Source organism: Polaromonas sp. P3_C2 (genome assembly GCF_056402675.1).
Genome location: NZ_JBFUGX010001118.1, coordinates 1 through 817 on the forward strand (window position 1 = coordinate 1; position 817 = coordinate 817).

At 62.4% G+C, this 817-nt stretch carries 1 protein-coding gene and 1 pseudogene; both read right to left on the minus strand.

Annotated elements, in window-relative coordinates:
- The coding region (locus AC1DWI_RS25020) for a UPF0280 family protein (protein ID WP_477726162.1) at window positions 1–553 on the minus strand (553 nt) is incomplete at its 3' end.
- 11 nt (window positions 554–564) lie between these two features.
- A pseudogene (locus tag AC1DWI_RS25025) lies at window positions 565–817 on the minus strand (6-hydroxynicotinate reductase); the annotation flags it as partial.

The following is an 817-nucleotide window of genomic DNA, read 5'->3' on the forward strand; positions in this document are numbered from 1 at the left end:
CGGCAATACCCAGTGAAAAGCTTCGCCCCCGCCAACCGCTGGTAGCGACGCCGCGAACTGGAAGCGCGCTGGAAACCTCGAATTGCCCGTCGGTATGAACACCGGCCAATACCTCGTTTGCATCAAGGCGTGCCAGATCCGCATACAGGCCGATCCGCACCGATTGCGCCGGCGCCAAATGCAGGGCAATGTCGCCGCCGTTGTTGACCCAAGCGCGGTCTACTCCGCTATTGACGTAGCAGGCAACCAACTCCTGCGCGACCGCACCCGCCACGGCCGCCATCGGGGTGATGAAATCGCGCCGGTAGGGGCGGCATGCATTCCACATGCGCCGGGCAACGACCCCCTGCAGATAACACTCATCCAGTACGGGCTGCCGCAAGAGGGGAAGTTCCTCAACCAGCTCGCCGAGGATACCGCTGAAACGCTCCCAAGCTTTGGCATGAGCAGCCTCAACCGCAACCGGCCTTCCATAGGCGCCAATGATGATGTCCATCGGCCCGTGCTGGAAATGCCAGCGCCCATCGGGAAGTTGCATGCGTTGAGGGTTCATACGCAAGCGCCTCAGCCCAGCAAGGGGGGACGCGCCAGAGGCCAAGGATTGGCAGAAGGCAGCCTGGCCCATTCCAGGGCGACAGGCGCACCTTCGTTGTGCCAGGCACCGCGACGCAACACATCCTCCAGCGTACGCACATAGTCCATGTGCCCGCCCAGCGCGCGATAGTCGTCAAGCTTCATGCTGAATTCAATGGGAGCCACGATGGCCGGTGTGGGAACGGTTCCGAAACTGTTGTCCGGCATCCGCATGACATCGGCC